Source organism: Aeromonas sp. QDB56 (assembly GCF_027705505.1).
GTDB classification, from domain to species: domain Bacteria; phylum Pseudomonadota; class Gammaproteobacteria; order Enterobacterales; family Aeromonadaceae; genus Aeromonas; species Aeromonas caviae.
In genome coordinates this window covers 1-13,382 of sequence record NZ_JAPDBZ010000111.1, presented here as the reverse complement: position 1 = coordinate 13,382, position 13,382 = coordinate 1, and the positions used below count along the sequence as shown (strand labels likewise).

8 protein-coding genes and 3 pseudogenes are annotated in these 13,382 nt (G+C 63.9%); 10 read left to right on the top strand and 1 reads right to left on the bottom strand.

Going from position 1 to position 13,382, the window contains the following annotated elements; all coding sequences use genetic code 11:
* The first annotated feature begins 416 nt into the window (after nucleotides 1-416).
* The 10 genes and pseudogenes from OKB81_RS15410 (at nucleotide 417) to OKB81_RS15365 (ending at nucleotide 13,024) form a co-directional block, all read left to right on the top strand.
* Nucleotides 417-2,098: pseudogene (locus tag OKB81_RS15410) on the top strand (ABC transporter substrate-binding protein).
* A gap of 117 nt (nucleotides 2,099-2,215) precedes the next feature.
* Nucleotides 2,216-3,199 (top strand): ABC transporter permease, encoded by a 984-nt coding sequence (locus OKB81_RS15405; protein WP_270664593.1) that lies wholly within the window; start codon nucleotides 2,216-2,218, stop codon nucleotides 3,197-3,199.
* Nucleotide 3,200: 1 nt separating this feature from the next.
* Nucleotides 3,201-4,106: an ABC transporter permease gene (locus OKB81_RS15400; protein ID WP_010673904.1), complete on the top strand. Its 906-nt coding sequence runs from the start codon at nucleotides 3,201-3,203 to the stop codon at nucleotides 4,104-4,106.
* Nucleotides 4,103-5,125, top strand: a pseudogene (locus OKB81_RS15395) (ABC transporter ATP-binding protein). Before OKB81_RS15400 ends, OKB81_RS15395 begins: the two are co-directional and overlap by 4 nt.
* A gap of 11 nt (nucleotides 5,126-5,136) precedes the next feature.
* Nucleotides 5,137-6,135 (top strand): ABC transporter ATP-binding protein, encoded by a 999-nt coding sequence (locus tag OKB81_RS15390; protein ID WP_039040529.1) that lies wholly within the window; start codon nucleotides 5,137-5,139, stop codon nucleotides 6,133-6,135.
* 107 nt (nucleotides 6,136-6,242) lie between these two features.
* On the top strand, nucleotides 6,243-7,955 hold the full coding sequence (locus tag OKB81_RS15385) for a glycoside hydrolase family 9 protein (protein WP_160838106.1): 1,713 nt from the start codon (nucleotides 6,243-6,245) through the stop codon (nucleotides 7,953-7,955).
* Between the two features lie 104 nt (nucleotides 7,956-8,059).
* Nucleotides 8,060-8,932, top strand: coding sequence for a BadF/BadG/BcrA/BcrD ATPase family protein (locus tag OKB81_RS15380; RefSeq protein ID WP_270664596.1), 873 nt, complete (start codon nucleotides 8,060-8,062; stop codon nucleotides 8,930-8,932).
* Between the two features lie 67 nt (nucleotides 8,933-8,999).
* Nucleotides 9,000-10,856 carry a beta-N-acetylhexosaminidase gene (locus OKB81_RS15375; protein ID WP_160838102.1) on the top strand — a complete coding sequence of 619 codons (1,857 nt, stop codon included), beginning with the start codon at nucleotides 9,000-9,002 and terminating at the stop codon, nucleotides 10,854-10,856.
* A gap of 192 nt (nucleotides 10,857-11,048) precedes the next feature.
* Nucleotides 11,049-12,608 carry a methyl-accepting chemotaxis protein gene (locus tag OKB81_RS15370; RefSeq protein WP_160838100.1) on the top strand — a complete coding sequence of 520 codons (1,560 nt, stop codon included), beginning with the start codon at nucleotides 11,049-11,051 and terminating at the stop codon, nucleotides 12,606-12,608.
* 66 nt (nucleotides 12,609-12,674) lie between these two features.
* Nucleotides 12,675-13,024, top strand: a pseudogene (locus tag OKB81_RS15365) (MGMT family protein).
* Between the two features lie 82 nt (nucleotides 13,025-13,106).
* On the opposite strand, the gene OKB81_RS15360 reads toward OKB81_RS15365, so the two are convergent.
* On the bottom strand, nucleotides 13,107-13,277 hold the full coding sequence (locus tag OKB81_RS15360; RefSeq protein ID WP_164882955.1) for a hypothetical protein: 171 nt from the start codon (nucleotides 13,275-13,277) through the stop codon (nucleotides 13,107-13,109).
* Between the last annotated feature and the right edge of the window lie 105 nt (nucleotides 13,278-13,382).

Sequence of the window (13,382 nt, the reverse complement as noted above, 5' to 3'; positions counted from 1 at the left end):
ATGGATTTAGGGACTCAGAATACTTTTTTCTGAAAATCAAGGCGGCCTTCCCCGGAAAGCCGCGATGAACCAAAAATAAGCCGTGTCAACGGGGAAAAAACGAGCACGATCCAGCTCACATTATCGTTGTCACAGGGAGTGGCAAGGTGACTTTTTACTTTGTGAGAATTAATGCAACTGTATAATTTAAAAGGATTAAAAATACATTTTGACGATAATGACGTGCGCCGTGCAATTTTTACGATATCGACGAAATGAAGAGTTGTTGTTTTCCTGTTAATTCTGCTTTTCTAAGGGCGTTGGACGACACAACTACAAGGGTGCAAAACCTGACCAACAGCGAGGGCCGGTATCCAAGCATGCGATGTCGGTGCTCCATTCCAAAACCATGGAAGACCAATAAGAAAGGAAAAAATATGCTTGCCAAAGTATCCAAAATCGCAACCTCAGTCATGCTGGGAACTCTGCTTGCCGGTGCCACCGGCACAGCCATGGCCGCCGACAACAAGACGGTGCTGACCCTGGTTGCCCAGCAGGAAACCGCATGGGTCAAGAACTTCAACCCCTTCCTGCAAGCGGGTCTGCTCCACACCACCCGTCACTTCATCTATGAGCCGCTGGTGATCTTCAACGATATGCACGGTGGCAAACCCGTCTATCGTCTGGCTACCCACTACGCCTTCAGCGATGATCTGAAATCCGTCACCTTCGACCTGCGCGAAGGGGTCAAGTGGTCCGATGGTGAAGCCTTCACCGCCGACGACATCCTCTTCTCCTTCAACCTGGTCAAGGCCAACAAGGCGCTGGACGAGCGCTCCATCTGGACTCAGATCAAGGGTGTCGAGAAGCTGGGTGACCACAAGGTCAAATTCGACCTGGCCGAGGTCAACACCAACGTGGTGAACGACCTGGTGCTGGTGCCCATCGTACCGGAGCACCAGTGGAAGTCGGTGAAAGACCCGGTGGCCTTCACCAACGACAAGCCGGTCGGGACCGGTCCCTTCACCGAAGTGGACAACTTCTCCGCCCAGCTCTACACCCAGTGCCGCAACCCGCACTACTGGGACAACGCCAGCCTCTCCATCGACTGCCTGCGCATGCCGCAGATGGCCACCAACGACCAGGTACTGGCCGCCGTGATGAAGGGTGACGTGGACTGGTTCGGCTCCTTCGTGCCGGACATCGAGCGTCTCTACGTCGGCAACGATCCCAAGAACAACAAGTACTGGTTCCCCGCCTCCGGCAAAGTGGCGTTCAACGTCAACTTCCAGAGCAAGAACCCGGGCAACCACGAAGCCTTCAATGACATCAACTTCCGCCGCGCCTTCTCCATGGCCATGGACCGCCAGTCCATGGTGGACATTGCGGGCTACGGCTACCCCACCGTCAACGAGTACCCGTCAGGACTTGGCAAGGCATTCGCCTCCTGGGACAACCCGGACGTCGAGAAGAAGTACGGCAAGTGCAACAAGTTCGACCTGGAAGGGGCCAAGGCCCTGCTGAAACAGGCGGGCTACAAGGACTGTGACGGCGACAAGTTCCTCGACACCCCGAGCTGCAAGAAGATCGAGTTCAAGGTGCTGGTACCGAACGGCTGGACCGACTGGGTCAACACCGTCCAGATCGGGGTCGAAGGCCTGCAGGCCCTGGGCCTGAACGCCAAGACCGCCACCCCGGAAGCCACCGTCTGGACCGAGTCCCTGATCACCGGTGACTTCGACGTCGCCCTGCGGGTTACTTTGCCGGTGCCAACCCGCACAAGTACTTCGAGACCGCCTTCCACTCCCGCAACATGGGTGAGCGCGGCAACCGCTTCGCGGCGCCCCGCTACAAGGATCCCGAGCTCGACAAGCTGATCGACGACTTCACCCAGACCGCCGATGCGGCCAAGCAGAAGGAGATCATGTTCGCCATCCAGGAGCGTGTCGGGGCCAACCAGACCATCATCCCGGTGTTCAACAACCCGACCTGGTACGAATACAGCACCAAGCGCTTCAACGGCTGGTTCAGTGCCGACAACCCGGTCGCCAAGCCGCAGGTTCACCCGGACACCCCGGAGCGTCTGCTGCACGTGCTGTCACTCAAGCCAAACAGCTAATCACCCCGGCCCCCTGCGGGGGGCCCTCTTCCCCGCCATGTCTTCCATCCCCCGTCTTTGCCGGGGTTGGGGGAGCTTTGCCCGGCGCGGGGCAGGCTTGCAGTAAAAGGTATCACCATGGGATTTATACTTAGACGCTTCTCCTTCTATCTGGTCGCCTTCCTGGTGGCCGCCACCATCAACTTCCTGCTACCCAGAGCCATGCCGGGGGACCCCGTCTCCGTCATGTTTGCCCGGGCCGGCGCCATGATGGAACCCGCCGCGCTGGAAGCCCTCAAAGCCACCTTCGGTTTCGTGGACGGCCCCATCGGCACCCAGTTTCTCACCTATGTGAAGAGCGTCTTCACCTGGGATCTCGGCACCTCGGTGCGCTACTACCCCCAACCGGTTGCCGACGTCCTCGGCCGCGCCATCGGCTGGACCCTGTTCCTGGTGGGCACCTCCACCATTCTGAGCTTCTCCATCGGCTCCATCGTCGGCATCTTCGCCGCCTGGTACCGGGGCGGACGCATGGACAGCATCCTCTCCCCGCTCACCCTGGTGATGCAGGCCATCCCCCCCGTGGTGGTCTCTCTGCTCGCCCTCTTCCTGTTCGGAGTGAGCCTCGGCTGGCTGCCCATCGGCTACGCCTACAGCCCCGAGATCCCCGCCGATTTTGGCTGGGAGCACATCAAGAGCATCCTGCTGCACGCCATCATGCCGGTGGGCACCCTGGCCGCCGTGCAGGTAGGAGGCTTTCTCATCACCATGCGCAACAACATGATCAACCTCCTGGGCGAGGACTACATCACCATGGCCAAGGCCAAGGGGCTCTCCAACAACCGGGTGATCTTCAACTACGGCGCCCGCAACGCCGTGCTGCCCAGCGTCACCGCCCTCTCCATGGCACTCGGTTTCGTCATCGGGGGATCCCTCATCACCGAGGTGATCTTCAACTACCCCGGCCTGGGACTGACCCTCTATCAGGGCATCCTGGCCCGTGACTACCCCCTCATCCAGGGGCAACTGCTCATCATGACCATCACCATGCTCAGCTTCAATTTCCTGGCGGACGTGCTCTACGTCTTCCTGGATCCCCGTCTGCGTACAGGAGGCAAATAAGATGCGTATGCCGACTATCTTGAAAATCCTGCTGGGCAACAAGAAGGCCGCCTTCGGCCTCGCCATCGTGGTCACCTTCGTGCTGATGGCCCTGTTCGCCCCGCTGCTCGCCAGCAACGAACCCACCAAGCGGGTCGCCCGCCCCCACCAGCCCCCCAGCGTGGAGCTGGTGATGGGTTCCAACCGCATGGGCCACGATCTCTGGGCCCAGTTCACCAACGGCGCCCGCATCTCCCTGATGGTGGGCTTCGGGGCAGGCCTGCTGGTGTGCGCCCTGGCCATTACGGTGGGCATCACCGCCGGCTACTTCGGCGGCGTGGTGGACGAGTGCCTCACCTTCCTGATGAACGTGGTGTTGGTGATCCCGAACCTCCCCCTGTTGCTGGTGCTGGCAAGCTTCATCGGAGAAGCCTCCCCCATGGTGATCGCCCTCATCATAGGGTTGACCTCCTGGGCCTATGGCGCCCGGGTCATCCGCGCCCAGACCCTGGCCCTGCGGGAGAAGGAGTTCGTCATCGCCGCAGAGGTGTTGGGTGAACCGGCCTGGCGCATCATCCTGGTGGAGATACTGCCGAACCTCATCTCCATCATCGGAGTGAGCTTCATCGGGTCCATCATCTACGCCATCGTCACCGAGGCGACCCTGGAGTTCCTGGGCCTTGGCGACCCCACCGTCGTGAGCTGGGGCATCATGCTCTACAACGCCCAGACCTCGAGCGCCATCCTGGTGGGCGCCTGGTGGGAGATCCTGGCCCCCTGCTTCGCCATCGCCACCCTGGGGGCGGGCCTCGCCATGCTCAACTTCGCCATCGACGAAATTGCCAACCCGCAGCTTCGTTCCCACAAGGGCCTGCGTCGCTGGAAGCAGCTTGCCACTCCCATCACTGCTCAGGAGAAGACAGCATGAAGCCGCAACAACCCCTGCTGTCGGTGCGCCAGCTCTGCGTCGACTACATCACCTAGAGCGGCGACGTGCGCGCCGTCAATTCGGTCAGTTTTGACATCATGCCGGGTGAGGTGTTCGGCCTCGCCGGCGAGTCCGGCTGCGGCAAGTCCACCGTCGCCTTCTCGGTGGCCCGGCTGCACAAACCGCCCGCCTACATCAGCGGCGGCGAGATCCTGTTCAAGGGGGAGAACATCCTCGGCTTCGACGACGAGCGACTGCGCAGCTACCGCTGGCGCCAGGCGAGCGTGGTGTTCCAGTCCGCCATGAATGCGCTCAACCCCGTGCTGCGCATGGAGGAGCAGTTCTGCGACGTGCTCTTGGCCCACAACCCCGGCATGACCCGCTATGAAGCGATCAAGCGCGCCCAGGAGCTGCTGGAGATCGTCGACATTCACCCGAGCCGGCTCAAGGACTACCCGCACCAGTTCTCCGGCGGCATGCGCCAGCGGCTGGTGATCGCCATCGCCATGGCCCTCAACCCCGAGCTGCTCATCATGGACGAGCCCACCACGGCGCTCGATGTGGTGGTACAGCGGGAGATTTTGCAGAAGGTCTATGCCCTGAAAGAGAAGTTCAACTTCTCCATCCTCTTCATCACCCATGACCTCTCACTCATGGTCGAGTTCTGCGATCGCATCGGCATCATGTACGCGGGGGAACTGGTGGAGGTGGCGCCGGCCAAGGCGATCCTGACCGCGCCCCTGCACCCCTACACCCGGGGCCTTGGCAACTCCTTCCCCCCCCTGCACGGGCCCAAGACCGTGCTGGAGGGGATCCCTGGCAGCCCACTCAATCTGCTGGAGGTGCCGGTGGGCTGCCGCTTCCAGGCACGCTGCGCCAAGGTGCACGAGCGCTGCCGCCAGGAATACACCCGGCTGGCCGAGATCCGGCCCGGCCAACAGGCTGCCTGTCACCTTCATGAGGCAGCAGAGGAACAACCGGATCTTCCGATCCATCTGGACAAGGCCGCTGGCTGTTAAGGATGTCTGTCATGCAAATCGCCCAAACCGACGCGCCCATCATCGAGGTCCAGCACCTCTACAAGGACTTCGCCGTCAACTCCAATGCCATCAAGAGCGGCAAGATGCGGGCACTGTCCGACATCACCTTCAACCTGCACCGGGGCCGCGCCCTGGCAGTGGTGGGGGAATCCGGCTCCGGCAAGAGCACCATCGCCAAGATCATCGCCAAGATGTACAAGCTCTCCAACGGCCGCATCCTCTACCGTGGCCGCGACCTCGAGGAGTTCAACAAGGGCACCGCCCTGCTGGACTATCGCCAGAGCGTGCAGATGGTGTGGCAGGATCCGTTCGGTTCATTGAATCCGACCCACACCATCTACCACCACATCGCCCGCCCCCTGCTGCTGCACAGCAAGGTGAGCGACAAGCGGGATCTGCCCGACATGGTCTATGGCCTCCTTGAAAAGGTGGGGCTCACCCCCGCCAAAGCCACCGCGGCCAAGTACCCGCACCAGCTCTCCGGCGGCCAGCGCCAGCGGGTCAACATCGCCCGCAACCTGGCGGTGGAGGCGGAAGTGGTGCTGGCGGACGAACCCACCTCCATGCTCGACGTCTCCATTCGCATCGGCATCCTCAACCTGATGGAGCAGATGAAGAACGAGCTCGGCGTCTCCATGCTCTACATCACCCACGACATCGCCACCGCCCGCTACGTGGCGGAAGATCTGGCGGTGATGTACGTGGGTCACATGGTGGAGTGGGGAGAGGTGGACGAGATCCTGCACCACCCCCAGCACCCCTACACCCAGTTGCTCATCTCGGCGGTGCCGGACCCCGAGAAGAGCATCCACGCCGAGCTGGAGGGAGGTCGCAAGGGGGAAATCCCGCTCTGGACCCCGGAATCCCGTGGCTGTCCCTTTGCCGGGCGCTGCCATCAGGCCATGCCCCGCTGCAAGGAGAGCCTGCCGCCGGTGACCCGGCTCGCCGACAACCACTTCGTGCGCTGCTACCTCCACGAACAGGGGTAAGCAGGCCCGCGGCCGGGCGCCGTCGCCCGGCCATGCCTCGCGTCGGGGCCGCAAGGCCCCGCAATGAGCCTCGCCCCCCAGCGGCGAGCCTTCGGAGTAAGACCTTGATGGAACTTTTGATCAACCAGGTGGGTTACGAATGTGACGGGGAGAAGAGCGCCCTGCTGCAGTGCGGCGCCGACCTCGATATTCGCGGCCACGTCAGGTTGCTGCGCCAGCAGGACGACCACCTTTTGCTGGAGACGCCGCTGGTGGCGGCGGGATGCGTCCCCGGCTGGCAGGGGCGCCACTACTGGCGGGCCGATTTCTCCGCCTTCACCGATCCCGGCCACTACCGGCTGGAGGCCGTCGTGACCACGGGAGCGCAGGAGCGCCTGGTGCGCTCCCCCCCCTTTGCCATCGGCCGGGGGCTGCTGGCGCGCCGCTGCCTCTCCAATGTCATCCACTACTTCAAGGGACAACGCGCCAGCGGTACCTTCGACCGGGCCGACCGCAGGGCACGCCTGTTTGGCACCGATCAGCGCCGGGACGTACATGGCGGCTGGTTCGACGCCAGCGGCGACATGAGCAAGTACCTGAGTCACCTCTCCTACGCCAACTACCTCAATCCCCAGCAGACCCCCATGGTGGTCTGGTCCCTGCTCAAGTGCCGGGAACTACTGGCGACACGTCGCGACATCGACGGGATGAACCTGTGCAAACGGCTCAATGACGAGGGGCTGCACGGGGCGGATTTTCTCTGCCGGATGCAGGACGAGCGCGGCTTCTTCTACATGACCCTGTTCGACAAGTGGAGCAAGGATCCCGAGCAGCGGGAGCTGTGCGCCTATGCGACCCAGCAGGGGATCAAGTCCGCCCGCTGGCAGGCGGGTTTTCGCCAGGGGGGCGGCATGGCCATCGCCGCCCGGGAACCGATTGGCGGCGACCTTGACACAAGCCAGTACGCCGAGGCGGCCAGACGCGGCTACCTGCACCTGCGCGAGCACAACCTCGCCTACCTGGATGACGGGGTCGAGAACATCATCGACGACTATTGCGCCCTGCTGGCGGCGGTCGAGCTCACCAGAACGCTGGGCGCCGAGTGGCTCGCCGAGGCGCGGGATCGGGCCGGCCGGCTGTGCGCCCGCCAGCGCGCCCATCCCGATCTCGGCCACCATTGGGCCGCCAACGACGATGGCTCTCGCCCCTACTACCACGCCGCCGAGGCCGGCCTGCCGGTGCTGGCGCTGCTGGAGTATCTCGCCATCGAGCCGGATCCGGCGCGCCAGTGGGCGGCCCGGACCGTCGCCGAGCAGGCCCTGGCCGCCGAGCTGGCTCTCGCGGCCCGGGCAGGCAATCCCTTCGCCCTCGCCCGCCAGTATGTGAAAGGGGTCGATGAGACGCCCCGGGTGAGCTTTTTCATGCCCCACCACAACGAATCCGGTTACTGGTGGCAGGGGGAGAACGCCCGGCTGGCATCGCTCGCCACCATGGCATTTGCTGCCGCACAGCACCTGCCCGGGCAGAGCGCACTGCTGCGCACCTTCGGCCAGCAGCAGCTCGACTGGATCCTGGGGAGAAACCCCTTCAACGCCTGCATGCTGGCGGGTCAGGGCATCAACAACCCGGAATACACCGCCGGCTACCCCAATGCACAGGGGGGGATCTGCAACGGCATCACCGCCGGCTTCGATGACGAAAATGACGTGGCCTTTATTCCAGAGGCGTACAAGGATCGGCTGGATCAGAACTGGCGCTGGGGGGAGCAATGGATCCCGCACGCCGCCTGGTTCGCCCTGGCCATCACCTGGCAGAGCGCACAAGGAGGCCACCATGATTGAGAGCGGTTCACACATCACTGGCACCGGGGAGAGTCCTGGATCCTCCATACCGCCAGCCAGGTTTACCCTGACCATCACCTGGCAAAGCGCGCAGGGAGGCCCCCATGATTGAGTTCTGGGTCGGGGTGGATGGCTGCGGCACCCACACCCGGGCCCGCATTCGCAACAACGCAGGCAAGCTGCTCGGCGAGGGGCGCGCCGCCGGCTCCAATCTGGAGCTGGGCATCGCCCTCGCCCACGGCCATGTGCTGGCTGCCATCGATCAGGCCCGCATCGACGCGGGTCTGCCCAGGGAGAGCGAACAACGGATGGGAGTCGGGCTCGCACTCGCCTCCGCCGAGCTCGCCGATTGCTACCACGCCATGCTGACCATGCCCTTCCCGTTTGCGCGGGTGAAGCTCACCTCCGATGCCTTTGGTGCCTGCCTCGGCGCCTTCGACGGCCAGGAGGGGGCCATCCTGATCGCGGGCACCGGCTCGGCGGGGCTCATCTACCGGGAGGGACGCCTTCGCACCTGCTCGGGTCGCGGATTCCCCGTCTCGGATCTCGGCAGCGGCGCCTGGCTCGGGCTGCGCGCCATCCAGCAATCCCTGCTCTGCCACGACGGCATCCTGCCCCCCAGCACCCTGGCGGTGCGCCTGATGGATCACTTCAAGCGGGATCAGGCCGAGGTGGTGCGCTGGGCTGCGCGCGCCATCACGGCCGACTATGGCCGTTTCGCCCCCTGGGTGTTCGATGCCGCGAGCAACGGGGACGAGCTCGCCACCGCCCTGCTGGATGAGACCTGTGCCCAGCTCGGCATGCTGCTGGAGGGCATGACCCAGCTCGGGGCAGACCGGATCGCCCTGCTGGGCGGCATCGGCACGCGCCTCGCCCCCCGTCTGGGCCACTTCCATCTGGTCGCCCCCAAGCGCGATGCGCTGGAGGGGGCCATCCTGTTTGCCAGGACGGAGGCGCTGCCATGTCTGCATCCCTGAGCCTGGCCGGGCCGACAACACCTGCGGGACAGGTTCCCGTTTCCTTCACCCCATCAGAGGAATTCCCATGTCCGCACCCCTGATCCACACCCGGGTCGATCACCGTGACGGTGACGATGTCTGGTTTCGCTTCACCCTGAGCCAACTGCCAGCAGCCCCCTGGAAACTCCACTTCTGCCTCGCCCGCCAGATCGATCCCCACTCGATCGAAGGAGGCGCTCTGGAGCGCCAGAGCGGCAGTTACAAGGTCATGGTGCCCCACGAGGGGGTGAGCGAGCTGCGCTTCTGCTGTCGCAACACCCCGCTCAAGCATGACTCCGATATGCCCAAGGGTTTCTTCCTGAGCCTGGAGAGCAAGGGACAGCTGCAACCCCTGGTGCTGGAGGGGGAAGACCTTGGCCTGACCAACCCGCCCTCCCCGGGCCCCGACCTGCCACCGGTGGAGGCCGTCAACGGCCTCGTGCCCCAGCCCGCCCACCTGATTTATACAGAAGGCAACTTCCGGCTGGCCGAGCGGGCCCACGTCGACGGCCCCGTTCCCCTCGCCTCCCTGCTCGCCCATTTCAACGAGCTGACAGGCCTGGCCCTGACCCAGGATCACGATGCGGAGATCCACCTCGTCGAGGCGACACTTCCCCCCGAGGGGTATGAGCTCACCATCACCCCTGAGGAGATCGTCATCCGGGCCGCCGGCGAGGCGGGCTGGCGACACGGACTGGTGAGCCTGGCCCAGTGGGCGCTGCAACACGGAGAGAGCCTGCCCTGCCTGACGGTGCGGGATATACCGCGCTTCGGTTTTCGCGGCATCTTCCTCGACTGTGCCCGCCACTTCCACTCCATCGCCACCCTCAAGCGCCTGCTCAAGCAGATGAGCCTCTACAAGTTCAACCGCTTCCACTGGCACCTCACCGATGACGAGGGGTGGCGCCTGGAGATCAAGGCCTTCCCCCAGCTGACCGCCGTGGGAGCCTGGCGCGGCCATGGCCTGGCGGTGGGGCCCCAGCTGAGCGGCGGCCCCGATCCCTACGGCGGCTACTACACCCAGAGCGAGGTGCGCGAGCTGGTCGCCTACGCCGCCGGGCTTGGCATCACCATCATTCCGGAAATAGACATCCCGGGGCACTGTCACGCCGCCATCAAGGCGCTGCCCGAGCTGCTGGTGGAAGAGGCAGACCGCTCCCGCTTCCTCTCGGTGCAATATTTCGACGACAACGTGCTGAACCCGGCCCTGCCCGGTACCTACCGATTCCTGGACGCCGTGATGGACGAGGTGTGCGATCTCTTCCCAGGGAGTCAGGTTCACATGGGGGGGGACGAAGTGCCCACCGGCGTCTGGACCGACAGTCCCGCCTGCCAGCAGCTGATGGCCGAGCAGGGGTATCAGGATTGCCGCGAGCTGCAGGGGCACCTGCTGCGCCACTGCCAGCAATACCTGGCCAGCAAGGGCAAGCAGATGCTGGGGTGGGAGGAGATACTGCACGGTGACAAGGTGAGCCGGGAGGCCACCGTCTTCGCCTGGACCAGCTTCCAGGCCGGCCTGGATGCCGCCACATCCGGTTACCCCGTGGTGATGGCGCCTGCCCAGCACCTCTATCTGGATCTCGCCTGGAGTCAGGACATCCACGAGCCGGGACTCTATTGGGCGGGTACCCTCAACCTGGCGCAGGTGCATGCATGCGATCCTGCCCCGGCCGATTTCCATGCCAACGATAACATCCTGGGGGTGCTGAGCCCCTTGTGGTCGGAACTGATCACCTCTCGCGATCGTCTCGACTACATGTTGTTCCCGCGCATGCTGGCCACGGCAGAGGTGGCCTGGAGCACTCCCGCCCGCAAGGTGTGGGAGCACTTCGTCGCCCGTCTGCCCGGCCAGCTGCACATCCTCGACCAGTTGCAAGTGCGTTACCGGGTGCCACAGAGGTAGTGTTATCTTTTTCTTTTCGGCGACCTTTTGGTCGCCGTTTTTTTACCCACCGACAACAAAAACCCAACCTAGCCCCTACTTTTCATCTGCCTTTGTTGGCAAAATAAGGCCCCCGATGAAACCAGACAGGGGATGCATCTCCCTGCGGTTCCGCCACAATAACAATCAGCAAACAGATCGGAGCTTACCCTTATGGCCCGCAAACACGCCCAGGTCGTGGACAGTGAAGTGGAATTTCCCGCCGACGTGCAACTCGTCTCCACCACGGATCTGCGCGGCGTCATTACCTACGCCAACCCCGCCTTCTGCCGCATCGCCGGTTATCAGGTCGATGAACTGGTCGGCCACAACCACAACCTGGTTCGCCACCCCGACATGCCCAAGGCCGCCTTCGCCGACCTCTGGGATCGCCTCAAGGAGGGCAACCCCTGGCGGGGAGTGGTGAAAAACCGTTGCAAGGATGGCCGCTATTACTGGGTCGACGCCTACGTCACCCCCATCTACGAGCACGGCAAGATAAGCGGCTACCAGTCGGTGCGCTGCAAGCCCGACCCCCAGCTCAAGCAGGCTGCCGCCCAGGCCTATCGGACCCTGCTTTCGGCCGAGCAACGGGGCACCCCGGCCCGCCCCTCGTTGCGCCGTTTCAGGCCGCTGATGCTCGGCCTGCCGCTGCTGGCGCTGCTGGTCTGGGCCGCCCTCACCCAGGGCCCCCTCACCGCGCTGCTGATGCTGCTTCCCCCCCTCGCCATCGCGGGCGCCTACTGGCGCGAGCTCATCGCCCTGCCCCGCTATCTCAGGCAGCTCGGTCAGCAATATGACAGCCTGACCCGGCTGGTCTATTCGGGGGATGCCCCGGGTGCCATCGCCGATTTTCACCTGAAGATGCTGCAAGCCCGGATCCGCACCGTGCTGGGGCGGGTCGACGATGCCACCCATCCGCTTCAGGCCCTGGCAACCGATCTGCAGGACTCCTCACACCGCGCCTTCCTCGACATCAACGAGCAGGATGCCCAGACCCAGCAGATGGCGGCCGCCATGACCCAGATGGCCAGCACCGCCCACGAGATTGCCCGCAACATCCAGGACACCAACGGCCAGGTGACCGAGGCGCGCAGCAGTTGCCAGAGCACGGTGGAACAGCTGGACCAGACCCAGCAGCAGATGACCAGGCTGGCCAGCCAGGCGGAGCAGGCCTTCCACTCCGCGGTGGAGCTCGCCAGCGAGTCGGAGCGCATTGGCAGCGTGATGGGTGAAATCCAGGGCATCGCCGAGCAGACCAACCTGCTGGCCCTCAACGCCGCCATCGAGGCCGCCCGTGCCGGCGAGCAGGGGCGCGGCTTTGCGGTGGTGGCGGACGAGGTGCGCACCCTGTCGACCCGTACCCACAAGGCGACCGAGCAGATCCAGGGCAGCATCAGCCAGATCCAGCACACCCTGGAGCGCTGGCAGGGCATGATGCAGGACAACCTGGCCCAGACCCGAGAATGTGTCGAGATGACCCGCCAGGGATCAGGCAACCTGCACCTGGTGCTGGGGGAAATCGATCAGGTGACCGAATTCTCCACCCAGATCGCCGCCGCCGCGGAGCAGCAGCAGCAGCAGCAGGTGGTGGAGGAGATCAGCCGCAACATCCACCAGATCTCCGAATACTCCCGCGCCAACAGCCAGAAGATCCAGGCGGTGGACGACTCCAGCCAGGAGCTGCTCAGGCGGGCCCGCGAGCTCAGGGGACTGAGCCAGACCTTCGGCTGACAGATTGCAAGCCCCATGACAGAAGCGCCACAATGGCGCTTCTGCTGTTTTTGACGAGCCATCATCATGAGAACGAACGCGCCCCCCCTGGACAAGACGGCCCGCATCGAGGCGATCCTCGCCCTGATCCCCCCGGCCGCGTGGTGAGCTACGGCCAGCTGGCGGATCTCGCGGGCCTGCCCGGACGGGCACGACTGGTGGGAAAAGTCTTGCGGGAGACCGACAAGGTGCTGCCCTGGCACCGGGTGCTGGGGGCGGCAGGCACCATTTCGCTGCCAAAAGGATCCGCAGGCTTTGACAAGCAAGCGGGGCTGCTGCAGGAGGAGGGGGTGCCCGTGATTGGCGGGCGGGTCAGGATGCGGGAGTGGCAGTGGCAGCCCGACCTGGCCGAGCTGCTCTTTCTGGTTCCCTTCTGACGAGGCTGGCACGTCCCGAAGGGATGGGCGTTCTTGCAACAAAGGGAGGGCCTCTGTGGTCGCCCTCCGTCACGTTCCTTCCCTAGTCGCCGGCAATGGGTCCCAGAATGTCATCGCTGCGCACCTGTACCGGGATGGTCTCATCCTCCCGTTGCAAGAGCACCAGCAGACTCTGTCTGTCCACCTCCAGCACATAGGCTGTCCCTTCACGGGTCAGGCAGGTCATGCCCGGCCGTATTTCATGTATCTCCATGACAACTCCCTGTCTTGCGCTGCCATCCATCCGACATTCCGCACCTGATTTAGGAATAAATTTGCCGATAGCGCTCACCCAATACCTCCAAAATGATCTGCTGGT